This is a genomic window from Ferrovibrio sp., from assembly GCF_002796975.1.
In the GTDB taxonomy this organism is placed as follows: Bacteria; Pseudomonadota; Alphaproteobacteria; order Ferrovibrionales; family Ferrovibrionaceae; genus Ferrovibrio.
Genome location: NZ_PEKV01000005.1, coordinates 148,567 through 173,618, shown reverse-complemented (window position 1 = coordinate 173,618; position 25,052 = coordinate 148,567). Strand labels below are relative to the sequence as shown.

21 protein-coding genes are annotated in these 25,052 nt (G+C 64.3%); 13 read left to right on the top strand and 8 right to left on the bottom strand.

Features of this window, described 5'->3' with window-relative positions; translation table 11 throughout:
* The first annotated feature begins 106 nt into the window (after positions 1 to 106).
* The 3 genes from CTR53_RS05760 to CTR53_RS05750 are packed head-to-tail and all read left to right on the top strand — an operon-like array spanning position 107 to position 3,191.
* Positions 107 to 1,027, top strand: a complete 921-nt coding sequence (locus tag CTR53_RS05760; protein WP_290809903.1) for a MurR/RpiR family transcriptional regulator — start codon at positions 107 to 109, stop codon at positions 1,025 to 1,027.
* Positions 1,024 to 2,358 carry an aspartate aminotransferase family protein gene (locus tag CTR53_RS05755; protein WP_290809901.1) on the top strand — a complete coding sequence of 445 codons (1,335 nt, stop codon included), beginning with the start codon at positions 1,024 to 1,026 and terminating at the stop codon, positions 2,356 to 2,358. Before CTR53_RS05760 ends, CTR53_RS05755 begins: the two co-directional genes overlap by 4 nt.
* Complete coding sequence (locus CTR53_RS05750) at positions 2,358 to 3,191, top strand: 3-keto-5-aminohexanoate cleavage protein (protein ID WP_290809899.1); 834 nt, start codon at positions 2,358 to 2,360, stop codon at positions 3,189 to 3,191. The genes CTR53_RS05755 and CTR53_RS05750 overlap by 1 nt, the downstream gene beginning before the upstream one ends.
* Before the next feature lie 81 nt (positions 3,192 to 3,272).
* Here the strand turns inward: CTR53_RS05750 and CTR53_RS05745 are convergent, their stop codons facing one another.
* A complete protein-coding gene (locus CTR53_RS05745; protein ID WP_290809897.1) occupies positions 3,273 to 4,571 on the bottom strand; it encodes a D-amino acid dehydrogenase in 1,299 nt (432 codons plus the stop codon).
* Positions 4,572 to 4,686: 115 nt separating this feature from the next.
* Between CTR53_RS05745 and CTR53_RS05740 the strand changes: the two genes are divergently transcribed.
* The 4 genes from CTR53_RS05740 to queC all read left to right on the top strand — a co-directional run bounded on the left by CTR53_RS05740 (position 4,687) and on the right by queC (position 10,284).
* Positions 4,687 to 5,610, top strand: coding sequence for a LysR substrate-binding domain-containing protein (locus CTR53_RS05740; RefSeq protein ID WP_290809895.1), 924 nt, complete (start codon positions 4,687 to 4,689; stop codon positions 5,608 to 5,610).
* Positions 5,611 to 5,909: 299 nt separating this feature from the next.
* Complete coding sequence (locus CTR53_RS05735) at positions 5,910 to 6,887, top strand: TAXI family TRAP transporter solute-binding subunit (RefSeq protein ID WP_290809893.1); 978 nt, start codon at positions 5,910 to 5,912, stop codon at positions 6,885 to 6,887.
* 92 nt (positions 6,888 to 6,979) lie between these two features.
* Positions 6,980 to 9,571, top strand: a complete 2,592-nt coding sequence (locus CTR53_RS05730) for a TRAP transporter permease (protein ID WP_290809891.1) — start codon at positions 6,980 to 6,982, stop codon at positions 9,569 to 9,571.
* A complete protein-coding gene (queC, locus tag CTR53_RS05725; protein ID WP_290809889.1) occupies positions 9,568 to 10,284 on the top strand; it encodes a 7-cyano-7-deazaguanine synthase QueC in 717 nt (238 codons plus the stop codon). The genes CTR53_RS05730 and queC overlap by 4 nt, the downstream gene beginning before the upstream one ends.
* Positions 10,285 to 10,368: 84 nt before the next feature.
* Here the strand turns inward: queC and CTR53_RS05720 are convergent, their stop codons facing one another.
* The 3 genes from CTR53_RS05720 to CTR53_RS05710 form a co-directional block, all read right to left on the bottom strand.
* A complete protein-coding gene (locus CTR53_RS05720; protein WP_290809887.1) occupies positions 10,369 to 10,926 on the bottom strand; it encodes a VUT family protein in 558 nt (185 codons plus the stop codon).
* A gap of 93 nt (positions 10,927 to 11,019) precedes the next feature.
* Entirely contained in the window at positions 11,020 to 12,564 is a 1,545-nt protein-coding gene (locus CTR53_RS05715; RefSeq protein WP_290809885.1) for a gamma-glutamyltransferase family protein, read from the bottom strand.
* 30 nt (positions 12,565 to 12,594) lie between these two features.
* Positions 12,595 to 14,061 carry a M81 family metallopeptidase gene (locus CTR53_RS05710; RefSeq protein ID WP_290809883.1) on the bottom strand — a complete coding sequence of 489 codons (1,467 nt, stop codon included), beginning with the start codon at positions 14,059 to 14,061 and terminating at the stop codon, positions 12,595 to 12,597.
* Between the two features lie 244 nt (positions 14,062 to 14,305).
* Here CTR53_RS05710 and CTR53_RS05705 point away from each other — a divergent pair, with 244 nt between their 5' ends.
* From CTR53_RS05705 to CTR53_RS05680, 6 genes are read left to right on the top strand one after another with little or no spacing between them, the layout of a single operon-like run.
* Positions 14,306 to 15,907 carry an ABC transporter substrate-binding protein gene (locus CTR53_RS05705; protein WP_290809881.1) on the top strand — a complete coding sequence of 534 codons (1,602 nt, stop codon included), beginning with the start codon at positions 14,306 to 14,308 and terminating at the stop codon, positions 15,905 to 15,907.
* A gap of 35 nt (positions 15,908 to 15,942) precedes the next feature.
* A complete protein-coding gene (locus CTR53_RS05700) occupies positions 15,943 to 16,884 on the top strand; it encodes an ABC transporter permease (RefSeq protein WP_290809879.1) in 942 nt (313 codons plus the stop codon).
* An 8-nt stretch (positions 16,885 to 16,892) separates the two neighbouring features.
* A complete protein-coding gene (locus CTR53_RS05695; RefSeq protein WP_290809877.1) occupies positions 16,893 to 17,735 on the top strand; it encodes an ABC transporter permease in 843 nt (280 codons plus the stop codon).
* A gap of 4 nt (positions 17,736 to 17,739) precedes the next feature.
* Positions 17,740 to 19,353 carry an ABC transporter ATP-binding protein gene (locus CTR53_RS05690; protein WP_290809875.1) on the top strand — a complete coding sequence of 538 codons (1,614 nt, stop codon included), beginning with the start codon at positions 17,740 to 17,742 and terminating at the stop codon, positions 19,351 to 19,353.
* A gap of 24 nt (positions 19,354 to 19,377) precedes the next feature.
* Complete coding sequence (locus tag CTR53_RS05685; RefSeq protein WP_290809873.1) at positions 19,378 to 20,766, top strand: amidase; 1,389 nt, start codon at positions 19,378 to 19,380, stop codon at positions 20,764 to 20,766.
* Positions 20,767 to 20,813: 47 nt separating this feature from the next.
* Entirely contained in the window at positions 20,814 to 21,677 is an 864-nt protein-coding gene (locus CTR53_RS05680; RefSeq protein ID WP_290809871.1) for an NAD(P)-dependent oxidoreductase, read from the top strand.
* On the opposite strand, the gene CTR53_RS05675 is transcribed toward CTR53_RS05680, so the two are convergent.
* The 4 genes from CTR53_RS05675 to rfbG are packed head-to-tail and all read right to left on the bottom strand — an operon-like array spanning position 21,674 to position 25,051.
* A complete protein-coding gene (locus CTR53_RS05675) occupies positions 21,674 to 22,249 on the bottom strand; it encodes a CatB-related O-acetyltransferase (protein ID WP_290809869.1) in 576 nt (191 codons plus the stop codon). The two genes, CTR53_RS05680 and CTR53_RS05675, sit on opposite strands and share 4 nt — an antisense overlap.
* The gene (locus CTR53_RS05670) at positions 22,246 to 22,776 is read right to left on the bottom strand and encodes a dTDP-4-dehydrorhamnose 3,5-epimerase family protein (RefSeq protein ID WP_290809867.1); all 531 of its coding nucleotides are present in this window, start codon (positions 22,774 to 22,776) and stop codon (positions 22,246 to 22,248) included. Before CTR53_RS05670 ends, CTR53_RS05675 begins: the two co-directional genes overlap by 4 nt.
* Before the next feature lie 2 nt (positions 22,777 to 22,778).
* Entirely contained in the window at positions 22,779 to 24,002 is a 1,224-nt protein-coding gene (locus CTR53_RS05665; protein ID WP_290809865.1) for a class I SAM-dependent methyltransferase, read from the bottom strand.
* A complete protein-coding gene (gene rfbG, locus CTR53_RS05660; protein ID WP_290809863.1) occupies positions 23,999 to 25,051 on the bottom strand; it encodes a CDP-glucose 4,6-dehydratase in 1,053 nt (350 codons plus the stop codon). The genes CTR53_RS05665 and rfbG overlap by 4 nt, the downstream gene beginning before the upstream one ends.
* Position 25,052 lies beyond the last annotated feature (1 nt).

Here is a 25,052-nt window from a genome sequence, read left to right as displayed (position 1 = left end):
CCCGGGCAAGGCTGGAGCGCTTCTCCGTCATGAAACATTCGTATCATAATAAAATTCTATAGAATCAATTGTTGCAAACGCTCCTGCCCTGCGGTTCAATTGCGCCATGCCGGACCTGACCTCCGCCGCCGACCCCTCGCTCAGCGACCGCATCGCCCAGGCTTTTCCCAGCCTGCCGCCGCAGTTGCAGGCCGCGGCCCGCTTTGTGCTGGATCACCCGGATGATGTCGCCCTGCTGTCGATGCGCGAACAGGCGCGCCGTGCCGGCGTCCCGCCGGTGACCATGACGCGCCTGGCGCGCCAGCTGGGCTTTGCCGATTACGCGTCTTTCCGCGACCTGCAGGCCACGGCGTTGCGCCGGCCGAGCCATACCGCGGAATTCAGCCACCGCGCCGGCCAGTTGCAGCGGCAGAAAGCGCAGAGCAGCGACGGTGCGCTAGCGGCGCAGATCGGCTGGGCCATGGCCGACCATATCGCCGGCAGTCATGACGAGGCGGGTACGGCTGAGCTGATCGCCGCCGCCACACTGATCGAAAAAGCCCGCAAGGTGTATTTCCTGGGCTTACGCTCCTGCCATGCCGTGGCTTTCCATGCGCAATATGTGCATGGCCTGTTTCGCGATAACGGTGTGCTGCTGGACGGTGCCGGTGATACCGGTTTCGACGCGCTGCGCCATGCCGGCACGGGCGACGTGCTGGTGGTGATCAGCGTCGAGCCCTACACCACTGCTGCGGTCGAGCGCGCCGCTTACGCAGCCAGGCTCGGCATGGCTGTCGTGGCGATCACCGACAGCCGCGTGTCGCCGGTGGCAGCGCTGGCGCAGGCCAGCATCCTGGTGCCGACCGACACGCCATCCTTCTTCCATGCCATCACGCCGGCCTTTGCCGCTGCCGAGACGCTGATCGCGCTGATCGCGGCGCGCAGCGGCGAGCAGGCGCTCAACGCCATCCGCAATGCCGAGCACCAGCTCGATGCCTTTTCCACCTACTGGTCCCGCCGCCCCCAGCGCAGAAAGCCCAAGTCATGACAAGCCGCATCCTGCATCGCAGTATCAATCATGCCTATCCGGTCGCCGTCGGCGGCGAAGGCATCCGCATCATCGATGCCAACGGCAAGCAGTATATCGATGCCTCGGGCGGCGCTGCGGTGAGCTGTCTCGGCCACGGCCATCCCGACGTCACCCGCGCCATGCATGAGCAGGCCGACAAGCTGGCCTTCGCCCATACCAGCTTCTTCACCACCGAGCCGGCAGAACGTCTCGCCGATGAACTGATCGCCCATGCACCCAAAGGCATTAGCCATGTCTATTACGTGTCGGGCGGATCGGAGGCCATCGAGGCCGCGCTGAAGATGGCGCGGCAGTATCACGTCGAGCGCGGCGAGCCGCAGCGCAAGCATTTCATCGCCCGTCGTCAGAGCTATCACGGCAACACGGTCGGCGCGCTGTCAGTGGGTGGCAATGCATGGCGCCGCCAGCAGTTCGCACCGATGCTGATCGAGGCGCATCACATCGCGCCCTGTTTCGAATATCGTGACCGCCAGCCCGACGAGACGCCGGAAGCCTATGGCAAACGCACCGCCGACGAGCTGGAAGCCAAAATCCTCGAACTCGGCAAGGACAGCGTGATCGCCTTCCTCGCCGAACCGGTGGTGGGCGCCACCCTGGGCGCGGTGACCGCCGCGCCGGGCTATTTCAAGCGCATCCGCGAAATCTGCGATAAATACGGCGTGCTGCTGATCCTGGACGAAGTGATGTGCGGCATGGGCCGCACCGGCACGCTGCATGCCGTCGAGCAGGAAGGCATCTCGCCCGACATCATGACCATCGCCAAGGGCCTCGGTGGCGGCTACCAGCCGATCGGCGCGATCCTGCTCGGCCAGCATATTTTCGATTCCTTCAGGAACGGCACCGGCTTCTTCCAGCATGGCCATACCTATCTCGGCCATCCCATGGCCTGCGCCGCCGCCCTTGCCGTGCAGCAGGTGATCAAGCGCGATCATCTGCTGGAGAATGTGCAGGCGATGGGCGTGCACCTGATGGACCGCCTCCAGGACCGCTTCGGCAATCACCGCCATGTCGGTGACATCCGCGGTCGCGGCCTGTTCCAGGCCATCGAACTGGTGCAGGACCGCGCCAGCAAGGCGACCTTCGACCCGGCCAAGAAGCTGAATGCCCGCATCAAGCAGGAAGCGATGAACCTTGGCCTGATGTGCTATCCGATGGGCGGCACCATCGACGGCAAGCATGGCGACCATGTGCTGCTGGCGCCGCCCTTCATCTGCACCAAAGACGACATCAACCTGATCGTCGAGACACTCGGCGATGCTGTCGACACCGCGCTGAAGAGCGTCGCCTGATGAGCACCCTGCATCCTGCCGTCATCGCCGTCGCCCCCAACGGCGCCCGCAAGCTGAAGCCTGACCACCCGGCGGTGCCGCTCAGCGCCGATGAACTTGGCATTTGCGCCGCACAATGCCGCGACGCCGGCGCTGCCATGATCCACCTGCATGTGCGCGAACCCGGCAGCGGGAGACATTCGCTGGATGCCGGGCTCTATCGCGAGGCGATCAAGGCGGTGCGGCGCGAGGCGGGCAGCGACCTCATCATCCAGGCGACGTCAGAGGCCGCCGGCATCTACGACCGTCACCAGCAGATGGCGGCGATGCGCGCCCTGATGCCGGAAGCCTGCAGCCTTGCCGTGCGTGAAATCCTGCCCGATGAGGCCGCGGAAAAGGACGGCGGCGCCTTCCTGACCGAACTCTACAAGGCCGGCGTGATGATGCAGTACATTCTCTATGCCGCCGAGGACGTTCAGCGTTTCCACGAGTTGAAGGCGCGCGGCATCATCCCGGGCGACAGGCATTTCGTGCTGTTCGTGCTGGGCCGCTACACGGCCGGGCAGAAGTCCGAGCCGGTCGACCTGCTGCCCTTCCTGCACGACTGGAGCAATACGGATGGCGATTTCGCCGTCTGCGCCTTCGGCCCGAAGGAATCGGCCTGCGCGCTGACCGCACTGGGCCTGAACGGCCATGCCCGTCTCGGCTTCGAGAACAACACGCTGCTCAGCGACGGCAGCACGGCGCCGGACAATGCCGCGCTGATCCGCCAGACCGTGCAGGCCGCCGGCGTGATGGGCCGCAGCATCGCCGATGTGAAGACGGCGCGGGCGTATCTGGAAGGTTTGAGGTAACCGCTCTTTTCGTCGTCCCCGCGAAAGCGGGGACCCAGTCGGTCCGATGTCTGGGTTCCCGCTTTCGCGGGAACGACGATGTTAAGCCGCCGCCAGCGCGAAATCCTGCTCCGGCACCGGCGAAGTCCGGCCGGCAAGCGCTGCGGCGATCACTTCGGCCGACCCAAAGGCCAGCGTGAAGCCGAGTGCGCCATGGCCCACATTAAGCAGCAGATTGTCGATCCCGCTGGCATTGAGGATCGGCAGGCCCTTCGGCGTGGCAGGCCGCAGTCCGGTCCAGGGTTCCATCTGTTGCCAGGTGGTGGCCTGCGGGAAAGTCTCGCGCGCCTGCCAGACCAGCTGACCGAGACGGCGCGGATCGATACTGTCGTCATTGCCGACGATATCGGCCATACCGGCGACGCGCAGTTTTTCGCCCAGTCGTGCATAGACCACCTTGTAGTCGGTGTCGGTGATCGAGACGCGCGGCGCGGCATCGTCGTTGGCGATCGGCAATGACAGGCTGTAGCCCTTGATCGGATAGATCGGCAGGTCGAGGCCGGCGGTGAGGCCCAGACGCCGGCTGGCCACGCCAGCCGCCAGCACATAGACATCGGCCTCCAGCACATCGCCGCTGGCGGTTTCCACGCCGAGCAGGCGCCGGCCGCTGCGCAGCAGACGGCGCACCTTGGCGCCATAGACGAATGTCACGCCGCTGTTGTCGCCCGACAGCAGGCCTTCGATACCCTGGCACAGCCGGTAGGGATCGGCGGCTTCCTCGTCAGGCGTATAGACACCGCCGACGATGCGATGCGCGATGCCTTTCAGCGCCGGCTCAAGCTTGAGGCAGGCGTCGCGATTCAGCACCTGCTGCACGCTGCCGCGCTGGCTCTGGTACTCCACCTGCGCCCGCGCGCCGTCGAGGCCGGCAGCGCTGCCCTGCACCACGAGCTTGCCCGCCCTGCTCCAGGCGAATTCCAGCCCACGGATATCCTCGGCGCCATGCAGCACATCGCGGCTCAGATAGGCCAGCCGCAGCAGCCGGTCAGTGGTGGCAAAGGCCTGCTCGCGCGTGCAGGCCGCCATGAATTTCAGCAGCCAGCGATACTGGAACAGATCGAAGGTAGGACGGAAACGCATCGGCGTATTGCGCCCGAACAGGTATTTCGGCAGGTCGAACCAGACGCCGGGACTGGCCAGCGGCGCGACATAGGAATAGCTCAACTGCGCGCCGTTAGCATGGCTGGCGCCCTGCGCCGTGGTGGACGCGCGGTCAACGATGGTGACGCTGTGGCCGTCGCGCGCGAGCCGCCAGGCCGTTGTCATGCCCACCACGCCGGAACCGATCACCACGATCTTCATGCGATACTCCATGGCGTCGCGCGGCAGAGTGCCTCGCAACGGTCGCCTGAAGCTAGGTGGCCACGATCCGCGCCGCCACTGCCGATCCGGCCGTTGCCCATTACATTGCGTTATGCCATGTCTAGCCCAAGTCGCCTTTCCGGCCGGACCAGCCATGCAACTGCGCCATCTCGAAGTCTTCCACGCCATCATGCTGACCGGCACGATCACGGCCGCGGCGAAACTGCTGAATATCTCGCAGCCGGCGGCGACGCGTCTGCTGCTGCGTGCCGAAGACCAGTTGGGCTACAAGCTGTTTGACCGCGTGCGCGGCCGCCTGCTGCCGACCCGCGAGGGCCAGGTGCTGCATGCCGAGAGCGAGCGCATCATCAGCGGCCTGGACAACCTGCGCAAACTGTCGCGCAACCTGGGCGCCGCCACCAGCGGCCACCTGCGCATCGCCGCCGCACCCGCGCTCTGCGTCGACCTGATTCCGCTGGCGATCACGCGTTTCCGCCAGAAGCATGCCGATGTCAGCTTCGAGGTCGAAAGCCGGCAATATGCCGATCTGGTCCGCGTGGTGCTGAACCACGAAGTCGATCTCGGTGTCGGCTTCGATATTCAGGGCCATCCCGGCCTGGACATCCAGACGCTGGCGCCGGCGCAGTTCTATGGCATTTTCCCCAAATCGATCGAGAACCAGCTGACGGCTGCCGTGAAGCTGGACTGGTTCCGCAAGCATCCCTTCATCGGCCTGCGCAGCGACGATCCGCTCGGCGCGGCCTTCAGTGCGGCAGTGAAACTGTCCGGCGTTGACCTGCAGCCCATCGTCGAGGTCAAGACCAACCAGATCGCGCTCGCGCTGGTGTCGCGCGGTGCCGGCGTGGCGATCGTGGATCAGTATACTGCCGCTTCGCATAACCCCGACCTGGTGGTAGCCCGCCCGCTGTCGCCGCGGATCGATTTTTCCGTGCATACCCTGCGGGCAAAACACCAGCCCGCGTCGGTTTTGGCGCGGAAATTCAGCGCTATGCTGGCGCTGACCGAGAAAACCATCTCCGGCGTGCTCGGCCCGACCGAAAAGGCCTATCGGGCTTGACGGAACGGGCCTAAATTGTCCCCATACCATCAGGTTATGGACATGGCACCGATACGCATGGCAGAAAAGCCGTGCGGTTCAGCTATCACAGGGCTAAGGAACTGGCCGGAAGCCGCATCGGGGGGCGGCACCGGCATGGCAGGCGAAGGCGCTTCGGACACCGATCCGGAGACAGCCGGCCCGGATCCTTGTCTGTCCCGATACCGCCGCCCCGGATCGCCATGATCTGTGGACGGCAACTGCAGTAACGCCTGGCCTGGCCAATCACGGCGGCGGCCATTCACGGAGGAGAAGTAATCATGCTGTTTGGAACCAAGCACCTCGCCATCGGTGCTTTCGGCGCGGCCATCCTGGCTGCCCTGCCCGGCGCCAGCATGGCGCAGCAGAAGTTCGTCACCATCGGCACCGGCGGCGTGACCGGCGTGTATTACGCAGCCGGCGGCGCGATCTGCCGCCTGCTGAACAAGGACCGCAAGACCCATGGCATCCGCTGCTCGGTCGAATCGACCGGTGGCTCGGCCTATAACATCAACACGATCAAGGCCGGCGAGCTCGACTTCGGCGCCGCCCAGTCGGACGTGCATTACCAGGCCTACAAGGGCGTCGGCCCGTTCAAGGATGCCGGCGAGTTCAAGGAACTGCGCTCGGTCTTCTCGATCCATCCGGAGCCGTTCACCGTGCTGGCCCGCAAGGAAGCCAACGTCACGAAGTTCGAAGACTTCAAGGGCAAGCGCTTCAACGTCGGCAATCCGGGTTCGGGCACCCGCGCCTCGATGGAACAGCTGCTGAACACGATGGGCTGGAAGCTCAGCGACTTCGCGCTCGCTTCTGAGCTGAAGGCCGACGAACACGGCCCGGCGCTGTGCGACAACAAGATCGACGGCTTCTTCTACGGCGTCGGCCACCCCTCGGCCAACATCCAGGATCCGACCACCACCTGCGGCGCCAAGCTGGTCCCGCTGACCGGTCCGGCCGTCGATAAGCTGGTCGCCGAGAATCCGTACTTCGCCAAGGTGTCGATCCCGGCCGGCCTGTACAACAACAACCCGCAGGCGACCCCGACCTACGGCGTGCTGGCCACCCTGGTCAGTTCGTCCAAGGTCGACAGCGAGACGGTCTACCAGCTCGTGAAGGCGGTCTACGAGAACTTCGACGAGTTCAAGAAGCTGCATCCGGCCTTCGCCAATCTGGACCAGAAGGCAATGATCAAGAACGGCAACTCGGCTCCGCTGCATGACGGTGCTGCGAAGTACTACAAGGAAAAGGGCCTGATGTAAGCCCGGCGTTTTGACGCGCAGCCGGCCCGTTTCCAGGAACGGGCCGGCTTTTTTTTAAGTAGAAGACATTTCGAATTTCCCGGGGGATCACCATGACCGCCAGCACCACCACTCGACCCGCTACCGAGCAGGAACTGCAGGAACTCGTCAAGGAAGCCGATCTCGGCGGCCGTGACCCGCAGGGCCTGGTTGCAAAGATCATTCTGGTTGTCGCTGTCGCATGGTCTGCATTCCAGGTCTGGTATGCCTCGCCGCTGCCCTTCCTGTTTGGCGTCTTCATCCTCAACGACACCGAAGCGCGCGCCATCCATCTCGGCTTCTCGATCTTCCTGGCCTTCACCTGCTATCCGGCCTTCCGGCGCTCGCCGCGCGACTACATTCCGCTGCTGGACTGGATCTTCGCGCTCGTTGGCGCTTTCGCTGCCTCCTATCTTTTCCTGTTCTATCGCGAGCTGGCGACACGCCCGGGCCAACCGATCCTGTTCGACCTTGTGATCGCCGGTATCGGTTTTGTGCTGCTGCTCGAAGCCACCCGCCGCGCACTCGGCCCGCCGATGGTGATCGTCGCCGTCGTCTTCATCATCTTCACCTTCGCTGGCCCCTGGATGCCGGATGTGATCCAGCACAAGGGCGCCTCGCTCACCAAATTCCTGCAGCACCAGTGGCTGACCACCGAAGGCGTCTTCGGCGTGGCGCTCGGCGTCTCGGCCGGTTTCGTCTTCCTCTTCGTGCTGTTCGGCTCGCTGCTGGAGAAAGCCGGCGGCGGCAACTGGATGATGCAGATTTCAGTAGCATTGCTCGGTCATCTGCGCGGCGGTCCCGCCAAGGTGGCGGTTGTTTCCTCGGCGCTGAACGGCGTGGTTTCCGGCTCGTCGGTCTCCAACGTCGTCTCGGGCGGCATCTTCACCATCCCGATGATGAAGCGCACGGGCCTCTCTGGCATCAAGGCCGGCGCCATCGAAACGGCGTCTTCCGTGAACGGCCAGATCATGCCGCCGGTGATGGGCGCCGCCGCCTTCCTGATGACGGAATATGTCGGCTTGCCCTATTCCGATATCGTCAAGCATGCCTTCCTGCCGGCGGTGATTTCCTATATCGCGCTGTTCTACATCGTCGACCTCGAAGCGCAGATGATCAATTCCAAGCCGCTGGAGCGCGCCGTGAAGCGCCCGCGCCGCGAATTCTGGCTGCGCCAGCTGCTCGGCTGGAGCGGCACTGTCGCCTTCATCTGCGGCCTTTACTATGCGGTGCTCGGCATCCAGGCGGTATTCGGTGCCGCTGCGCCCTGGCTGCTCGCCATCGGCGGCATCGGCCTGTACCTGATGTCGCTGTGGTATGCCGCGAAGTTCCCTGATCTGGAACTCGACGATGCCAGCAACCCCAACATCAAGGTCCCCGAAGCCTGGGCCGTGGCCCGCACCGGCCTGCATTTCACGCTGCCGATCATCGTGCTGCTGTGGTGCCTGATGGTGGAGGAAATGTCGCCGGGCCTGTCGGCCTTCTGGGCCACGGCTTCCGTGATGGCCATCGTGGTGACGCAGCGCCCGATCATCGCTTTCTTCCGCGGTGGTCGCGAGTTCGCCGCTGCCACCAAACTGGGGCTCGCCGACCTGGTTGACGGCTTCAACCTCGGCGCCCGCAACATGATCGGCATCGGCATCGCCACCGCGACTGCCGGTATCGTGGTCGGCACCGTGACGCTGACCGGCATGGGCCTGATGATGACCGACTTCGTCGAGTTCCTGTCGGGCGGCAATGTCATGATCATGCTGTTCCTGACCGCCTTCATCTGCCTGATCCTCGGCATGGGCATTCCGACCACCGCCAACTACATCCTGGTCGCCACATTGATGGCACCCGTGATCGTGGAACTGGGTGCGCAGGCCGGCCTCGCCATTCCGCTGATCGCCGTGCATATGTTCGTGTTCTACTTCGGCATCATGGCCGACGTGACGCCGCCGGTGGGCCTGGCCTCCTTTGCGGCGGCGGCCATTTCCGGTGAGGATCCGATCAAGACCGGCCTGCAGGGCACCGTCTATTCGATGCGCACCGCCGTGCTGCCGTTTGTCTTCATCTTCAATCCACAGCTGCTGCTGATCGATATAGACCATGGCCTTGAGGCCACGGTCGTGGTCGTGATCTCTACCATTGCCATCCTGCTGTTCTCGGCCGGGACCATGGGTTGGTTCCTCACGCGCAGCAAACTCTGGGAATCGGCCGCGCTGCTGCTGGTCTGCTTTGCCATGTTCCGGCCGGGGTATTTCATGGACAAGTTCTATGAGCCCTATGTCCAGGCACCCGCGGCGCAGGTCTACGACATCGCCGCCCGCCTGCCCACAGATGGCCGCATCCTCTTCGTCGTCGCCGGCACCACACTGGAAGGCGAAGATGTCACCAAGACGATCAGCCTGCCGCTGGCCGCGCCGGGCGAAGGCCGCAAGCGTCTGGCCGATGCCGGCCTGATGCTGACTCCGATGGGCGACAAGATGCAGATCGGCGCGATCAAGTTCGGGTCCGGCGCCAAGCGCGTCGGCCTGGAAAGCGGTTTCACCATCGAGCATGTGCTGCTGCCCGCCGATCGCCCCAGCAAACACCTGTTCTACATCCCGGCCTTTGCGCTGCTGGCCGTCGTAGTGGTGCTGCAGCTGCGGCGCCGCAAGGCGGCGAAGCTGGCGGTGGCATGACGGGCGTCGTTGTTCTCTGCTCGGGTGGGATTGATTCTGCCACCCTCGCCTACAAAGTGGCGGTCGAGCGCAAGCTCGACCGCCTCATTTCTTTCGACTACGGCCAGCGCCATCGCCGCGAGATCGAACATGCCGCGCGCATTGCCGCCGCACTCGATGTGCGGCATGACGTGATCGACATCACCGCGCTGGGCCAGTTCCTCACTTCATCATCGCTGATCTCCGGCGGCGAGGCGGTGCCCGACGGGCATTACGCACAGGACAATATGAAGTCCACCGTGGTGCCGAACCGCAATGCCATCATGCTGAGCATCGCCTTCGGGATTGCAGCGGGCGCCAAGGCCGATGCGGTCGGCATCGCCGTGCATGGCGGCGACCATTTCATCTATCCCGACTGCCGGCCCGGCTTCATCGACGCCTTCCGCGCCATGCAGGATCGTGCGCTGGAAGACCTGTGGAACGTGGAGCTGTATTCGCCCTTCACCGCCACCGACAAGGCCGGCATCGTCGCCGAAGGCGCGCGGCTCGGCGTGCCGTTCGATCTGACCTGGAGCTGCTACAAGGGCGGCGAGATGCATTGCGGGCGCTGCGGCACCTGCGTCGAACGCCGCGAGGCTTTCCATCTCTCAGGCATACCCGATCCGACGCAGTATGAGGATGCCGATTACTGGCTGAAGGCGATTCAAGAAATGAAGGCGGGGAAAGAAAAGTAACTTCGCTTGTCACTCGCGGGCTTGACCCGCGAGTCCCATTTAATGGGATGCCCGGGTCAAGCCCGGGCATGACACAGGATGCGCTTACGCCGCCGCAATCCCCTGCCGCTCGTCGCGCAGGCGCAGCAGGCGGATCGCCGGGATGCTCAGCAGCACCATCCAGGCCTTGCCGAGGATCTGGCCACCCAGATAGTCGAGGCTGCCGAAGGCGAGATAGAGGAAGGCCACTGAGTCGATGCAAAGCCCGACCAGGCTGGAGAGAATCACGGCGCGGATCAGGCCGCGCTTCTGCAGCGGCGTATAGACGGCAAAGTCGGCCAGTTCCGACAACAAGAAGGCGGCCACGGAGGCGATCACCAAAGCCGGCGGCGCCACGAAACCGGACAGTGCGGCGCCCGCCACAATCGCCGCCAGCGCCCAGCCCTTGCCCAGCCGGCGCTGCACCAGGTCGCGCAGCACCAGCGCGAGACCGATCATCAGCACGCCGCTCGGCGCGGTCATGCCAAAAGGCGCGACCGGAATGAGACAGGGCCCCTGCGGGATGCAGACGGTGCCGACATTGCCGATCAGCCAGTTCGCCATCGGCACGCAGGCGATAAAGCCGGCAAGATAGGCAAATCCTTCGAGGCGCAGTCGGTCCATGAGGGCTCCTGCCAAAACAGTTGGCGGGCGGGGATATACGGCGGCAGCGGTTTTGAGGCAACCCCGTTGAAATTTCCCATAAGAAACCAATACTTATGCCGCCGAGACGCTGGCCCAGGGCTGCGCGATCTCGACCATGCCGCTGCACTCGCCATCCGCATCGAACATCACCGCGCTGGGGCAGGCATAGTTCAGCGGCAGCGGATCGCGGCGTTTCGCCACCGCGCCGGGGAAGCGCGCCCTGATCGCCGCCTGCACATCGGCGGCGTGCTGCGGGTCGTACCAAGGCTGGCCCATGATGCTGGCGTCGATGCGCGGCTGGTGGAAAGCGGCTTCCAGCGGCAGCTTGTAGTCGATCAGGAAAGACAGGATCTGCATGATCGCCGGCATGATGCGGCGGCCGCCCGAGGCGCCGGTCGCCAGCCAGGGCCGGCCGCCGTCCAGCACCAGGGTCGGCAGCATGTTGCACAGCGGCCGCTTGCCGGCGCCGATGGAATTCGGCTGATTGGGGCGGGTATCGAACCACATCATGCCGTTATTCATGATGATGCCGCTGTCAGGCAGCATGGTGGAGCTGCCGAAGGCGGCCAGCAGCGTCTGGGTCACCGCCGCCATGTTGCCCTCGCCGTCGACCACGCAGAAATGGCTGGTACAGCTCTTGCCGTTGTCGGTATCGCCCATGCCGGCCAGCCGCTTTTCGTAGGCGGCCGTCAGCCCTTCGATATAGGCAATGTAACTCTGCGCAGAGAGAGTCTTGTCGATCTTCGGCCCGGCCACTTCGAAAGCATCGCGTAAAGAAGGCCCGGCGGTGAGATAGGGCGGCAGCAGCAGCGTCTTGCCGTGATAGTCGTAGCGCAGCGGCTCGACTAGTTGCGCCTTGTAGGCCTTCAGGTCGTCGGCGGAAATCTTCGAACCGCCTTTGGCCAGATCGGCGGCAATGCTTTTTGCCAGCTCGCCCTCGTAATAATCGCGACCGCCGGCACTGGCGATGCGCCGCAGGGTGGCAAGCAGCGCGTCATTCTTCAGATAGCCGCCAGCCTCGGCGGTGGGCGGGAGACCATCGGCCAGGAACACCGCTTTGGCTGCCAGCGATTTGGCCAGATGGCGCGCCCCATTGGTGACCTGCAGGCTGAGGAACCAGTCGACCTCCATGCCGCGTTCGGCAAGGCCGACGGCCGGCGCCAGCAGTTCTGCCCAGTTGCGCGTGCCGAAGGTTTCATGCGCCAGCCGCAGACCATCGACCTGCCCCGGCACCGCCATCGAGGAATAGCCGTAGATGTTGCGATCCTCGACCACCATGGGCCAGCCGAACATGCTGTCGTCCACGCCGCCTTTCAGCGGATAATCGGCCGGATCGAGCTTCGAGGCGCTGACCGCGCTGAAGTTGATCACATGCGCCTTTTTCTTCTTGGCATCCCAGACCTGCAGATAGCCGATCCCGCCAACGCCGCTCATCCATGGCTCCAGCACCCCAAGCGCAAAGGAGGTGGCGACAGCGGCATCGATGGCATTGCCGCCATTGCGCAGCACCTCGGCGCCGATATCGGCGGCCTTCTGGTTTTGCGCAGCAACAACACCACGACGGCTGCTGGCGGCGGACTTTTTGAACTGCAGCGTACGATTCAGATTCGAGGACATGGACACTCTCTGTGTTTATTCGGCCTGGGTTTATTCGGCAACGAAGGGATCGGCGACGCGCGGCCAGTAAGGCCCGCGTACCTTCTGGAACGGAATCTCGGCAAAATCCGAGCGCATCGCGCCGGGTGCCTGCACATGCAGGATCTCGCCGGCCATCGGCGCGAAACCAGCATGGAAATGCTGGGTCGACTTCACCACGACCATCGCCTTCGATGTCAGGTCGATGCCGAACTGCGCGAAGGCGCCGGGATGGAAAGTCTGCGTGCGGGTCGACATCAGCACCAGATCGACACCGCCTTCTGTTTGCACCCAGACGGCATCGCCGATCGGCACGTCGCCGCTCAGCGCCGGCTGCATGGCATCCTTCAGGATGCGTTTCACCGTGACGCTGAGGTCGAGCGGATCGCCCGAGGTCACGCCACATTTGCCGCCAATGCGCAGATCGAGCGTGGCGCCCTCGCCGGCATCGCAGCAGAAACGCACCGCCATCGGATCCCAGTAGAGCCCGCTGGCGACATTCTGGATTTTGCGTTCGAGGATGCGGCGCAGGATGAAGGTGGCATCGCCGGGCGCACCGCCGCCCGGATTGTCGGTGACGTCGGCCAGCACCACCGGGCGTTTTGCCGCCGATGACGTGGCGCGATCGAGCGCTGCATCGATGCTCAGGTTCTGCGTCGCGGTCTGCTCGCGCAGGCCCCAGATTTTCCTGCCAAGATGCTCCGCCACGGCAGCAGCCTTCGCTGCATCGCCATCGGCGATCACGATCATCTTCGCCGTGGCATCGGGCACGTCCTGCATCGGGAAACCATGCGCGAACGACACCGAGAGAATGCCGTCTTTGCCTTCCTGCGCCTGCATCTCGCGCACAAAACCGGTCATCGGCTCGACCGGCGTGCGCCAGAGGTTGATCATCCGGGTGTCGAACACCGCCATCACCGGGTTGGCCGCGCCCTGCTGTTTCGCCAGCAGGATATCGTAGAGTTCCTGCGCGCGCTCCTTGCTGTCGGTATGCGGATATTCCTTGAAGGTGATCAGCGCATCGGCGCTGGTCAGCATCTTTTCCGTGATCGAGCAATGCAGGTCGAGTTCGGCGCCGACCGCCGCTTCCGGTCCGACGATGGCGCGAATCTTTTCCAGCAGGTCGCCTTCGCAATCATCGTAGCCATCCGCCACCATCGCGCCATGCAGGCTGAGCAGCACCATGTCGACCGGCATGGCGGCTTTCAGGTCGGTCAGGATTTCGTCGCGAAAGCCTTCATAGACCTTGCGCACCGTCACGCCGGCCGGCTGGGCGAAGGCCGACAGGCTTTCCGCCACCTCGGCCTGCTGCGCTTCGGCAGCACGACGCCAGACATGCAACGGGGCCGAGAACAGGTTTTCCGGTCGTCTGGTTGCATCGCCGCGATACAGCATCCACTCGCGGAAGCCGGCTTCCGCCGTCGGCAGCGGCGAGAAGGTATTGGTTTCCGTGCCCAGACAGGCAATGAACACTTTCATCGAACCAGATCCCCATTGCTAAGGTTCAGACTGGTGAACAAAGCCCGATGTCGGGCGCCGATAACGACCACCGACATGGACCAATGTCCCCCGGTTATGCTGGCGGGCACTACAGAACAGGCATGCTGCACAGCGAAACGGCAGAGACGCAACTGCCCGGCGCAGCGGCAAACTTTTCTTGACCGAGGCCCACCGGCCGTGATCAGCTTTCATTAGCGATCATACAATAACAAGGGGGAGTGCTATGCGTTCGCGTCGATTCCATATGCTCGTATCCGCTATCGGCCTGAGCATCGGGCTTGGCCTGCTGGCCGGCGCCGCTTCGGATGCGGTTGCCCAGGACAAGAAGACCTTCAGGATGGTGCCGCATTCGGGCCTGCGCATCACCGACCCGATCATCACCACCGCCTTCATCTCGCGCAACCATGGCTACATGATCTACGACACGCTGTTCGGCGTGGACGACAAAATGGCCGTAAAGCCGCAGATGGTGGATAAATATGAGGTCAGCGGCGACAAGCTGACCTATACCTTCACGCTGCGCGATGGCCTGAAATTCCACAATGGCGCGCCGGTCACCTCGGCTGACGTCATCGCCTCGCTTGCCCGCTGGGGCACGAACGACGCGATGGGCCAGAAGCTGTTCAGCTACACCAAGGAATGGAAGGCGGTGAACGACAAGACCTTCCAGCTGGTGCTGAAGGAGCCCTATGGCCTGGTGCTCGACTCGCTGGGCAAGCCCAGTTCGCAGGTGCCGTTCATCATGCCGAAGGCGATGGCCGATACCCCAGCGAACAAGAATGTGCCCGATGAAATCGGCTCCGGTCCCTTCCGTATGGTCAAGTCGGAATTCCAGCCCGGCGTGAAGGTGGTTTACGAGAAGAACCCGGACTACAAGCCGCGTTCGGAGCCGGCCAGCAACCTGTCGGGCGGCAAGGTCGTAAAGGTGGACCGCGTCGAGTGGATCACCATGAGCGACGCCCAGACCGCGACCAACGCGATCCTCAAGGGCGAAATCGACATGATTGAGCAGGCGTCTTACGACCTGCTGCCGGAACTGAAGAAGTCGAAAGACGTCGTCATCAAGGATCTGCTGCCGCTGGGCATGAACTACATGCTGCGCATGAACTGGCTGCAGCCGCCGCTGGACAACGTGAAAGTGCGTCAGGCGATCCTGCATGCGATCTATCAGGAAGATTATCTGGCCGCCCAGATCGGCAATCCTGAATACTACAACGTCTGCGGCGCCTTCTTCGGCTGCTCGACCCCGCTGGCGACCGATGCCGGTGCCGTCGGCGTCAAGAAGCCGGACCTGGCCAAGGCCAAGAAGATGCTGGCGGAAAGCGGCTACAAGGGCGAGAAGATCGTCATCATGGCGCCGACTGACCTAAACAGCATCAGCCAGCTTCCGCTGGTGACCACACCGGCGCTGAAGGCCATCGGCATGAACATCGAAATGCAGTCGATGGACTGGCAGACGCTGGTCGGCCGCCGTGCCAAGACGGATCCGATCGATCAGGGCGGCTGGCATATCTTCCACACCGCCTGGGGTACGGCCGACATGATGAACCCGATCGCCAATGCCGGCGTGAAGGGCCTGGGCAAGCAGGGCGGCTTCTTCGGCTGGACCGAAGATGCGGTCATCGAGAAGCTGCGTGACGACTACGCGCGTGAAACCGATCCGGCCAAGCAGAAGAAGCTGGCCGAGGCCGTGCAGAAGCGCGCCTATGAACAGGTTCTCTACATCCCGCTGGGCGAATACCACCAGGTCAGCGCCTTGCGCAGCAACGTGGTGGGCGCGCTGCCGACCCCGGCGCTCGCCCTGTGGAACATCGAAAAGAAATAAGGCTGCATGGCATAATTGTTGCGTAAAACGATTCCATGCTTCGTCTTGTTTTGTCACGTCTGATGGCTGCCATCCCCGTCATGGGGGTGGTAGCCATTTTCGTTTTCCTGCTGCTGCGCCTCAGCCCCGGAGATCCCGCCGCCATCCTTGCCGGCGATACGGCCACGATTGAAACGATTGCCGCCATTCGTGCCGACCTCGGCCTCGACCGCCCGATCCCCGAGCAGTTCATCACCTGGTTCGGCCAGCTTGTGCAGGGCGACCTGGGCAGGTCGGTGCTCTCCAAGCAGCCTGTCACGACCCTGATCGCGCAGCGCGTCGAGCCGACCCTGTCGCTCGCGCTGTGCACATTGATATTCGCCATCATCGTCGCCGTGCCGATGGGCATCCTGGCTGCCTGGAAACAGGGCAGCTGGCTCGATCGCGGCATCATGGCCCTCTCGGTGGCCGGCTTTTCGGTCCCGGTCTTCGTGCTCGGCTATGTGCTGATCTTCGTCTTTTCCATGAAGCTCGATCTGCTGCCGGTCCAGGGCTTTGCCTCCCTGAGCGAGGGACTGCCGGCCTTTGCCGCCCGCATCACGCTGCCCACCATTGGACTGAGCTTCATTTATATCGCGCTCTTCGCCCGCATCACCCGCGCCGCCATGCTGGATGTGCTGGGGGAGGACTACATCCGCACTGCCCACGCCAAGGGCCTGAAAGATCACGTGGTGCTGGTGAAACATGCGCTGCGCAATGCCGCCATCCCCATCGTCTCGGTGATCGGCATCGGCTTTGCGCTGCTGATCGGCGGCGTGGTCATTACCGAAACCGTGTTCAACATCCCCGGCATCGGCCGACTGGTGGTGGATGCAGTGCTGGCCCGCGATTATCCGATCATCCAGGGCGTCATCCTGTTGTTCTCGGGAATCTATGTCCTGATCAACCTGGCGATCGACATCGCCTATGTGCTGCTCGACCCCAGAATCCGGTACTGATACTTTTGATGCGAAACCTGTTCGGCCATTCCGCCTTCCGCAATCCGTCCGTCCTGATCGGCGGATCAATCCTGCTGCTGCTGCTGGCCGTTTCGATCCTCGCGCCGCTGCTGACCCAATATGATCCACAAGCGATTGCACCGCGCTTCCGCCTGAAATTTCCATCCGACGAATTCCTGATGGGCACCGACATGCTGGGCCGCGACGTATGGACCCGCGTCGTGCATGGCGGCCGCGTCTCTCTGCTGGTCAGTGCCGTGGTGGCAATAATCGCCATCTCCATCGGCCTCGCCATCGGTCTGACCGCCGGTTACATCCGCTGGCTGGATGGGCCCGTCATGCGCACCATGGACGGCCTGATGGCCATCCCCGGCATCCTGCTGGCCATTGCACTGGTGTCCCTGAGCGGTGCGTCGCTGCTCACCGTGATCATCGCCATCGTCATTCCGGAAATCCCGCGCGTGGCACGGCTGGTACGCGGCGTGGTGCTGTCGATCCGCGAGGAACCTTACGTGGAAGCTGCCGTCGGCCTCGGCACCCCGACGGTGAAAATCCTGATCAAACACATCCTGCCCAACACCATCGCGCCGCTGATCGTGCAGGGCACATATATCTGTGCCTCCGCCATTCTGGTGGAATCGATCCTCAGCTTCCTGGGTGCGGGCCTGCCGCCGGAAATTCCCACCTGGGGCAACATCATCGCCGAGGGTCGCGCCGTGTTTCAGCGCGCACCGTGGATCATCCTGTTCCCCGGCGGCTTCCTCGCCGTCACCATCCTGGCGGTCAACATCCTCGGCGACGGCCTGCGCGACACGCTCGATCCGCGCATGAAGAAGCGTTTGGGGGCGTAAAGACATGACCGCGCCCATCCTCAGCGTCAGGAACCTCTCGGTCGCCCTGCCCCAGGGCGGTGACCGCAGCCTGGCCGTCCAGAACGTCAGTTTCGATGTGATGCCGGGCGAGATCGTCTGCCTGGTCGGCGAGTCAGGCTCGGGAAAATCGGTCACCGCCAGCACCGTGATGGGGCTGGGCAGCCTCCCCATCGTCAGCGGCGATATCCGGCTCGAAGGCGAAGATCTGCGCAAGGCTTCAAAATCCCGCCTGCGCGATCTGCGCGGCAGCCGCATGTCGATGATCTTCCAGGAGCCGATGACAGCGCTCAATCCGGTGCATCGCGTCGGCGACCAGGTGATCGAACTGCTGAAGGCGCATAAATGGAAGGGCAACGGCGTCAGCGCCGAGGAGCGCGTGCAGCAGCTGTTCACCGATGTGCATCTGCCCGATCCGGCGCGGCTGATGAATGCCTATCCGCACCAGCTGTCGGGCGGCCAGCGCCAGCGCGTGATGATCGCCATGGCGCTCGCCTTGGAACCCGCGCTGCTGATCGCCGACGAGCCGACCACGGCGCTGGACGTGACGACGCAGGCGCAGATCCTGCTGCTGCTGCGCGAGTTGCAGCAGACGCGCGGTACCGGCGTGCTGTTCATCACCCATGATTTCGGCGTCGTCGCCGATATTGCCGACCGCGTTGTGGTGATGCGATACGGCGAGGTGGTGGAAGCCGGCCAGACCGACGACGTGCTGTACCGGCCGCAACATGATTACACGAAGATGCTGATCGATGCCGTGCCACGGCTCAAGCCGCGCACGGCCACACCGATCACCGCCGAGCCGGTGCTGAAGGCACAGGATCTCAGCAAGCTCTACGTCACCCGCAGCATGTTCAAGGGCGTGCGCGAAGTGCGCGCCGTCGATGGCATCGAACTCAAGCTCTACAAGGGCCAGACGCTCGGCATCGTCGGCGAATCCGGGTCAGGCAAGTCGACCGCGGCCCGCTGCGTCGCCCGCCTGATCGATCCGACCGGCGGCAAGGTTCTGCTGGATGACACCGACATCGCCAAGCTGAGCGTGCGGCAGCTGCATCCCTTCCGCCGCCGCATCCAGGTGGTGTTCCAGGATCCGTATCGCTCGCTTAATCCGCGCCGTACCGTGGCGCAGTCGATCATCGAAGGCCCGCTGAATTACGGCACGCCGCGCGACGAAGCGATGGAACGCGCGCGCAAGCTGCTCAGGATCGTCGGCATCGACGTCAATGCGCTCGACCGCTATCCGCACCAGTTCTCCGGCGGCCAGCGCCAGCGCCTGGCGATTGCCCGCGCGCTGGCCATGGAACCGGAAATCCTGGTCGCCGACGAAGCCGTCTCCGCGCTCGACGTCTCGGTGCAGGCGCAGGTACTCGACCTGCTGGAAAGCATCCGCGACCAGTTCGGCATCGCCATCCTGTTCATCACCCACGATCTGCGCGTCGCCGCACGGCTGTGCGACCGCATTGCGGTGATGCAGCACGGCAGGATCGTGGAATTCGACGAAACGGCACGCCTGTTTGCGGCGCCGCAGCACGAGTATACCCAACAGCTTTTTGCCGCCCTGCCCGGCCGCCACTGGCTGGAAGCCGAACGGGCCGGCTGAAAACCGTTTCGCAGGGAGGACCGCATGACCGAGCTGCATGACCTGAGCGCCCATGATCTCTGGATGGGCTACCGCACCGGTGCGATCTCCCCGGTTGAGGCTACGAAAGCGGCACTGAAGCGCATCGCGGCCTGGGAGCCGAAGATCAACGCGATGTATCTTATCGATACCGAGGGCGCGCTGGCGCAGGCAAAAGCCTCCGAGCAGCGCTGGCGCAAGGGCCAGCAGCTCAGCCCGCTGGATGGCGTGCCGATCACGCTGAAGGAGAATGTCGCCAGCAAGGGCGTGCCGACGCCCATCGGCACCGCCGCTGCCATCCTGACGCCGAGCACGGTGGATGCGCCGCCGGCGGCCCGCGTGCGCGAGGCCGGCTGCGTCTTCCTCGGCAAGACCACGATGCCGGATTTCGGCATGCTGGCCTCCGGTGTTTCCAGCCTGCACGGCACCACGCGCAATCCCTGGAATCTCAAGCGCAACACCGCCGGCTCGTCCTCGGGCGCCGGCGCGGCGATTGCGGCCGGTTACGGCCCGCTGGCGCTCGGCACCGATATCGGCGGTTCGGTACGCCTGCCGGCCGCGTATAACGGCATCTTCGCGCTCAAGCCCAGCCTCGGCCGCATCCCGATCAACCCGCCTTATCTCGGCCGCGTCACCGGGCCGATGACCCGCACGGTGATGGACAGCGCCATGCTGATGAACCACCTCACCCTGCCCGACGGCCGCGATTACATGTCGCTGCCCTTCGATGAGCGCGATTACCCCAAGCTGCTCGACGGCGAGGTAAAGGGCCTGAAGATCGGCCTGCTGCTGGATGCCGGCCTCGGCCTGGCCGTGCAACCTGCCGTGCGCAAGGCCGTGGAACAGGCAGCCATGCTGTTCGAATCCGCCGGCGCGCGGATCGAGCCGGTGAAGCCCTTTATGACCCAGGCGATGGCCGACGGGCTGAACACCTTCTTCCAGGCGCGCGCCTATACCGATTTCGCGGCGATGCCGCCGGAGCGGCAGGCCAAGGTGCTGCCCTATATCGCCAGATGGTGCAGCATGGCGAAAGACTACACGGCTGTCGAGGTCATGCGTGCGCTGGGCCAGGTCTTTGCCCTGCGCGAAGCCACCGTGGCCGCTACGCTGCCGTTCGATTATGTGATCAGCCCGACCTCGCCGATCACCGCCTACGATGCCGAGGAAGCCGCGCCCGGCAACGATCCGCAGTTCAAGTCCGAGCACATCCGCTTCACCGCGCCGTTCAATCAGTCGGAACAGCCGGCCGCCTCGATCTGCGCCGGCTATGACAAGGACGGCCTGCCGATCGGGCTGCAGATCGTCGGCCGGCGCTTTGACGATGCCGGCGTGCTGCGCCTGTCGCATATCTACGAACAGATGCGCCCGGCGCTGCGCGCCTGGCCGGAGCCGTGAGCCTCAAACCGCTTTTCCCGTCACCGGAAAACCGCTAAGCATCCGCCATGACCATCGTGGTATCCGGCGGCACCGGCTTTATCGGCCGGCATCTGGTACGGCAGCTCGCCGAGGCAGGCGAGACCGTGCATGTGCTGGCGCGCCCGGACTCGCAGGCCGGGGATTTGCCGGCGACGGTGCATCGTATCGCCGAGCCAGCCATGCTGGGCGACCTGCTGCAACGGCTGCAGCCGCAGACCTGCTTCCATCTCGCCACGCGTTACGCACATGACACGGCGCCCGACGCCATCCCGGCGCTGATCGCGGCCAATCTCGGCTTCGCCGCGCAGTTTGCCGATGCGGCAGCGCGCAGCGGCTGCAAGGCTTTCGTCAATACCGGCACAGCCTCGCAGCTCAACAGCCGCGGCGACTATATGCCGGCCTCGCTCTATGCCGCCAGCAAGCAGGCCTTCGAGGATCTGCTGGTCTATTTCGACCGCCGCGCCGGGCTTCCTGTGGCCAATGTGCTGCTGTTCGACACCTACGGCCCGGGCGATACGCGCAATAAGCTGCTGGCGCAGCTGATCGCGGCTGCGAAAAGCGGCACGCCTATCAATCTCAGCCCCGGCGAGCAGGAGATCGACCTGCTGCATATCGACGATGCCGTCGCCGGACTGGCGGCAGCCGCACGCGGCCTGCATAACGGCGCGTCGCATCCGGCGCATTACGTGCTGTCCTCGAAGCGGCCGCTGACCATCCGGGCCCTGGCCGAGCTGATCATAGCGAATGGCGGGGAGAATCTGAAGGCCAACTGGGGCGCGCGCGCCTACCGCGACGGCGAGGTGATGCAGACCTGGAAGGGCGGCACGCCACCGCCGGGCTGGCAGCCGCAGCACCGGCTGGAAGATTTCCTGCGTGAGAGGCTGGCCTAGTTTTTTGCCTTGGCGACGAAAGCTTCGATCGGGCCGTAGAACTCGGCCTCGAAGCTGCGGATCTTCTCATCCGGCCAGTTCCACCAGCGGATGTCCAGCAGGGCGGCTACAACTTCCGGCGCGAAGCGATGCCTGATCAGTTTTGCCGGATTGCCGGCGACGATGCCATAGGCCGGCACGTCGCGCGCCACCACCGCACCGGCCGCAATGATCGCACCATCCCCCACAGTGACACCGGACAGGATCATGGCGCGCGCGCCGATCCACACGTCATTGCCGATCCGCACCGGGCCTTTGGTGACGGCATCGGCATTGCCGGCGTCAGGATGCAGCAGCATGGTGCGAAACGGATAGGTGGAGATCAGCCCGGTCGGATGATCGGCACGGCCGAAGATCAGCACCTCCGGCCCGATGGAACAGTAAGCACCGACTGAAATCGCGGCTGAGGCATGCGGCTGCACGAAATTGCGTTTCGACAGGCCATAGGTATGACGCCCGACGCTGACATGCGCCGGCCAGCCTTCGGCTTGGCGCAGGCCCAGCTTTTCCCGCAGGCGCCGCCAGCCGCTCATGGCGCGTAATCCGGCCAGGCCGCATCGCGGGCATTGATCACCAGCGGCGCGAAGGGCCAGGCGATGCCGAGTGCCGGATCGTTCCACCGCAATCCGCCGGCGCAGCCGGGCTGCTCGCCTTCGCTCAGCTCATACAGCACGTCGGCCTCGTCGGTCAGCGTCAGGAAACCATGCGCAAAACCATCCGGCACAAACAGCGCGCGGCTGTTGCCGGCGCTTAGTTCGACCGAGAACGAGCGCCCGCGCGTGGCCGAACCGGGCCGTATGTCGACCACGACATCGAAAATCGCACCGCGCAGGCAGCGTACCAGTTTGGCCTGCCGCACCGGGGCTTTCTGGAAATGCAGGCCGCGCAGGGTGCCGCGCTTCGCATTGTGGCTCAGCCCACCCTGGCGCGGCGTGAAGTCGATGCCGGCGGCCTTGAAAGCTTCGGCATCATGCAGGCGATGGAAATAACCGCGCTCGTCGCGGCTTGGCGCGGTCTCGACCGTGAACAATCCTTCGAAGTCGGTTGCTGCGATCTGCATGGTCAGAAAATCTGCAGCTGCGGAATGGCGATGACGAAATGCCCGTTCCAGCCGCGAACCTGCGCCTGCTCTGCCGCGATCTCGTTTTTCAGGTTCCACGGCAGGATCAGCAGATAATCCGGCCGGTCTTCGGCAATCGCTTCCGGCCCGCGGATCGGAATCTGCGAGCCCGGCAGCAGATGCTGCTGCTTGTGCGGATTCTTGTCATAGGCCGCGGCGATATCCTGTGCCGTGACACCGCAGTAATTCAGCAGCGTATTGCCCTTGGCCGCCGCGCCATAGGCGCAGACCTTTTTGCCGTCGGTTTTCGTCGCGGTGAGAAAGCCGCGCAGCTCGTCGCGCACAGCTTTCACCCTTGGCGCGAAATCGTCATAGGCCGCCAGCGTATCGAGGCCGGCCGCAGCTTCCTTCTTGCGCACCCGCGCGAGCCCCACCGTATCGGTGTGATCCGCATGGCGATGGCAGACATAAAGCCGCAGCGAACCGCCATGGGTCGGCAGCTCCTCGACATCGAAGACCCGCAGCCCGTGGGCGGCAAAAATCTTCTCCGCCGCCAGCAGCGACAGATAGGAATAATGCTCGTGGTAGATCGTGTCGAACTGCACCTGCCCGATCAGGTTCAGCAGATGCGGGAATTCCACCGTCAGCACGCCCTGCGGCTTCAGCAGCACGGTGAAGCCGGAGATGAACTGGTTCAGTTCCGGCACATGCGCCATCACGTTGTTGGCGGCCATCAGGTCGGCCGCCTTGCCGGCATCGCGCAGGCGCTGCGCCGTCTCGCGATTGAAGAACGCGACTTCAGACGGAATGCCCTTCTGTTCGGCCACCGCGGCGACATTGGCCGCGGGCTCGACGCCCAGCACGCCGATGCCGGCGGCCTTGAAATGCTGCAGCAGATAGCCGTCGTTGCTGGCCACCTCGACCACCAGCGACTGCGGCCCCAACCTGAACCGCTCGGTCATTGCCTGCGCATAGCGGCGGGCATGCTCGACCCAGCTGGTGGCATAGGACGAGAAATAGGCATAGTCGGAAAAGATCGCTTCCGCCGGCACGTCGTGATCCACCTGCACCAGCAGGCAGCCGTCGCAGACGCGGGCATGCAGCGGATAGCGCGGTTCCGGCTGGCCGGCCTTCGCCAGCGGCACATAGGAGTTGGCCAGCGGCTGCAGCCCAAGATCGACGAAACTGCGCGTCAGCGGCTGATGACAGAAACGACACCCACTCATAACCCATCCTCGAAAGCGGCAATCTGGCGGTCGGTCAGTACCGCGGCATCCGCACCGGCCATCCAGTCACGATACCATGTCACGGTGGCATCCAGCGCGGCCTGCGTGGTGAAGCGCGGCTGCCAGTTCAGGCTTTGCGCGGCCAGACGCGCATCCAGCGCCAGCACACCCTTCTCGCCGATCTCCTGCTGCGGTTCATGCCGCCAGGCCGGGGCGCCGAAGGCTTTGGTCAGGTCTGTCGCGATGGTGCCGACGGTGATGCGCTGGTCCTTCAGCGGACCGAAATTCAGGCTCTCCGGCAGGCCAGGCTTTCCTGCATGCAGCGCTTCGGCGTAGCGCAGGTAGCCATGCACCGGATCGAGCACATGCTGCCACGGCCGGGTCGCTTCAGGCCGGCGCAGGATAACGCTATCCTGCTTCTGCGCGGCGCGCACGATATCGGGGATCAGCCGGTCGGCCGACCAGTCTCCGCCACCGATCACATTGCCGGCGCGCGCCGTGCCGACGCGATGACGGCCGGCAAAGAAGCTCTTCATCCAGCTGTGTACGGCGATCTCGGTCGCGGCTTTCGATGCCGAGTAAGGATCGTCGCCGCCCAGCGGCGCGGTTTCGGGGAAGGCCGCGCCGCTTTCGTTATTGGCATAGACCTTGTCCGTGGTGACGATCACGGCCGTCAACGGATGCGGATGGCGGCGCATTGCTTCCAGCAGATGGATCGTGCCGATCACATTGCTGGTCCAGGTGCCGACCGGATCGCGATAGCTGGCCGGCACCAGAGCCTGGGCGGCGAAATGCAGCACGATCTCGGGTCGCGCCTCTGCCAGCGCCGCCTCGACGACACCCGCGTCGCGCAGATCGGCCAGCGTTTCACCAGCCAGTGGCGTCTTCAGCAGCGCATGCAGGCTGGGCTCGGTGTCAGGCGGCAGGGCAAAGCCATAGACCTGCGCGCTGAGCCGATGCAGCCAGCGCGCCGCCCAGGCGCCCTTGAAACCCGTATGGCCGGTCAGCAGAACGCGGCGACCGCGCCAGAAATCACCGCTGACGGCCATG

Bases quoted from the DNA above. Each gene is read 5' to 3' on its own strand.
- CTR53_RS05735 (WP_290809893.1), top strand. From the start codon at position 5,910: ATGCTGTTTGGAACCAAGCACCTCGCCATCGGTGCTTTCGGCGCGGCC.
- CTR53_RS05680 (WP_290809871.1), top strand. From the start codon at position 20,814: ATGACCATCGTGGTATCCGGCGGCACCGGCTTTATCGGCCGGCATCTG.
- CTR53_RS05740 (WP_290809895.1), top strand. From the start codon at position 4,687: ATGCAACTGCGCCATCTCGAAGTCTTCCACGCCATCATGCTGACCGGC.
- queC (WP_290809889.1), top strand. From the start codon at position 9,568: ATGACGGGCGTCGTTGTTCTCTGCTCGGGTGGGATTGATTCTGCCACC.
- CTR53_RS05715 (WP_290809885.1), bottom strand. From the start codon at position 12,564: ATGTCCTCGAATCTGAATCGTACGCTGCAGTTCAAAAAGTCCGCCGCC.
- rfbG (WP_290809863.1), bottom strand. From the start codon at position 25,051: ATGGCCGTCAGCGGTGATTTCTGGCGCGGTCGCCGCGTTCTGCTGACC.
- CTR53_RS05685 (WP_290809873.1), top strand. From the start codon at position 19,378: ATGACCGAGCTGCATGACCTGAGCGCCCATGATCTCTGGATGGGCTAC.
- CTR53_RS05710 (WP_290809883.1), bottom strand. From the start codon at position 14,061: ATGAAAGTGTTCATTGCCTGTCTGGGCACGGAAACCAATACCTTCTCG.
- CTR53_RS05755 (WP_290809901.1), top strand. From the start codon at position 1,024: ATGACAAGCCGCATCCTGCATCGCAGTATCAATCATGCCTATCCGGTC.
- CTR53_RS05750 (WP_290809899.1), top strand. From the start codon at position 2,358: ATGAGCACCCTGCATCCTGCCGTCATCGCCGTCGCCCCCAACGGCGCC.
- CTR53_RS05720 (WP_290809887.1), bottom strand. From the start codon at position 10,926: ATGGACCGACTGCGCCTCGAAGGATTTGCCTATCTTGCCGGCTTTATC.
- CTR53_RS05700 (WP_290809879.1), top strand. From the start codon at position 15,943: ATGCTTCGTCTTGTTTTGTCACGTCTGATGGCTGCCATCCCCGTCATG.
- CTR53_RS05675 (WP_290809869.1), bottom strand. From the start codon at position 22,249: ATGAGCGGCTGGCGGCGCCTGCGGGAAAAGCTGGGCCTGCGCCAAGCC.
- CTR53_RS05665 (WP_290809865.1), bottom strand. From the start codon at position 24,002: ATGAGTGGGTGTCGTTTCTGTCATCAGCCGCTGACGCGCAGTTTCGTC.
- CTR53_RS05670 (WP_290809867.1), bottom strand. From the start codon at position 22,776: ATGCAGATCGCAGCAACCGACTTCGAAGGATTGTTCACGGTCGAGACC.
- CTR53_RS05760 (WP_290809903.1), top strand. From the start codon at position 107: ATGCCGGACCTGACCTCCGCCGCCGACCCCTCGCTCAGCGACCGCATC.
- CTR53_RS05695 (WP_290809877.1), top strand. From the start codon at position 16,893: ATGCGAAACCTGTTCGGCCATTCCGCCTTCCGCAATCCGTCCGTCCTG.
- CTR53_RS05730 (WP_290809891.1), top strand. From the start codon at position 6,980: ATGACCGCCAGCACCACCACTCGACCCGCTACCGAGCAGGAACTGCAG.
- CTR53_RS05705 (WP_290809881.1), top strand. From the start codon at position 14,306: ATGCGTTCGCGTCGATTCCATATGCTCGTATCCGCTATCGGCCTGAGC.
- CTR53_RS05690 (WP_290809875.1), top strand. From the start codon at position 17,740: ATGACCGCGCCCATCCTCAGCGTCAGGAACCTCTCGGTCGCCCTGCCC.